Consider the following 2,021-nt stretch of genomic DNA (forward strand, 5'->3'; position numbering starts at 1 on the left):
TGGTCCCGGCCAGCCACGCCGGCAGGGCCACCGCCGCGGTCTATGTGGGCACGGGGCTGGCCCTGGTGGTGGGCAATCCGCTCGCCGCGGCACTCAGTGAGGTGTGGGGCTGGCGGCCTGCCGTTGCGGTCATCGCCGTGGCCGCGGCCGTGGTGGCGCTGGCCGCCTGGACACTGCTGCCGCCGCTCGTGCCGGCATCCGGTGCCGTCCGGGCTGCCGGGGTGCCGCGCGGGCACCGGCGCAATCGCCGCCTTTTCACCCTGTCGGCGCTGACGCTGATCGGTGTCACCGGGCACTTCATCGCCTACACCTTCATCGTGGTGATCATCCGGGACGTGGTCGGGATACACGGCCCACACCTGGCCTGGCTGCTGGCCGCGTACGGGATTGCCGGTCTGGGCGGGATGGCCGCCATGGCCCGTCCCCTGGACCTGTGGCCCAAGGCCTCGGTGCTGGGTTGCCTGGCCGTGCTTGCGGCGGCGCTGCTGGTCCTGTCGGTGCTGGCCGTCGAATCGTGGTCCGGACGGGTTGCGGTCGCGCTCGGCGCGGTGGCGGTGGTGGCCTGGGGCGCGGCGTCCACGGCGTTGCCGCCGATGCTGCAGGCCTCGGCGATGCGTACCTCCCCGGAAGACCCCGACGGCGCCTCCGGCCGGTATGTCGCGGCCTTCCAGGTCGGGATCATGGGCGGTGCGCTGATCGGTGGCGCCATCTACGACCACGGTGGTGCCGCCCCCACCGTCGGCACCGCCGCGGCGCTGATCATTGTCGCGATGGGCGGTGTCGCGCTGTCCCGGGGCGTATTCACGGTTTCCTGCACCTCCACCGAGAAGTAACGCGAGCACGCTCACAGTCGATAAACACCGCAGTTCAGCGCCGTGGAATCGTGCGCTGTCGGGGAATAACGGCTTCTCACGGCAGTAGCTGGTCATTGCGTTGTGAGACACTGGATCGAGTTGTGCTGTCTGGAGGTTACTCATGCCGAAATCGGCAAAACGTGCACTGATCACCGCATTCATCGCCGCCGGAGTGGTCGGTGGAATGGTGCTCAGCCCATCCGCCTACGCAGACCCCGAGGCGCCGCCGGCACCCGTCGAACCTGCGGTCCCGGGCCCCCCGCCGGGCGCGTACATCCCCCCGCTGCCGGCCGACCCGGCGGCTCCGGCCGCCGCTGCGGTCCCGGGCGCTCCTACGGCACCCGCGCCGATCATCAACTACGGCTCCCCGACCATCCCGTTCACGGAGGGCGACGCGCCCGGGCAGAGCTCTCAGCCGTTCACCGGTGAGGCGCCGTTCCTGCCGCCGTCGTTCAACCCGGTCAACGGGTCGATGGTCGGCGTTGCCAAGCCCATCTACATCAACTTCCAGCGGCCGATCGCCAACCGGCAGATGGCCCAGGACGCCATCCGGATCACCTCGAACCCGCCGGTCGCGGGCCGCTTCTACTGGGTCACCGACACACAGCTGCGCTGGCGCCCGCAGGACTTCTGGCCGTCCAACACCGTGGTGAACATCGACGCGGCCGGCACCAAGTCGAGCTTCCGGGTCGGCGACTACCTGGTGGCGACGGTCGACGACAAGTCCCACCAAATGGAAATTCTGCGCAACGGGAAGCTGGAGAAGACCTTCCCGGTGTCGATGGGCAAGCCCGACGGCAAGCATGAGACCAAGAACGGCACCTACTACGTGCTGGAGAAGTTCCCCGACATCATCATGGATTCCTCCACCTACGGTGTGCCGGTGGACTCCAAGGAGGGCTACAAGCTCAAGGTGCAGGACGCCGTCCGCATCGACAACAGCGGTGTCTTCGTCCACAGCGCCCCGTGGTCGGTCGCGCAGCAGGGCAGGAGCAACAGCAGTCACGGCTGCATCAACCTGAGCCCGGAGAACGCCAAGTGGTTCTACGACAATTTCGGCAGCGGCGACCCGGTGGTCATCAAGAACACCGGTGGCGGCTGGTACAACACGCCTGACGGCGCGTCCGACTGGCAGATGTTCTAGACGAACGTCGATACAACAAAACC

The 2,021-nt window shown here is 68.0% G+C and carries 2 protein-coding genes; both read left to right on the forward strand.

The features are described 5' to 3' along the window. The coding region (locus TX88_RS03050; protein ID WP_044514576.1) for an MFS transporter at positions 1–833 on the forward strand (833 nt) is incomplete at its 5' end. Positions 834–975: 142 nt separating this feature from the next. Then, complete coding sequence (locus TX88_RS03055) at positions 976–1,998, forward strand: L,D-transpeptidase (RefSeq protein WP_044514577.1); 1,023 nt, start codon at positions 976–978, stop codon at positions 1,996–1,998. Positions 1,999–2,021 lie beyond the last annotated feature (23 nt).

Origin of the sequence: Mycolicibacterium septicum DSM 44393 (genome assembly GCF_000455325.1) — a bacterium.
GTDB classification, from domain to species: Bacteria; Actinomycetota; Actinomycetes; order Mycobacteriales; family Mycobacteriaceae; genus Mycobacterium; species Mycobacterium septicum.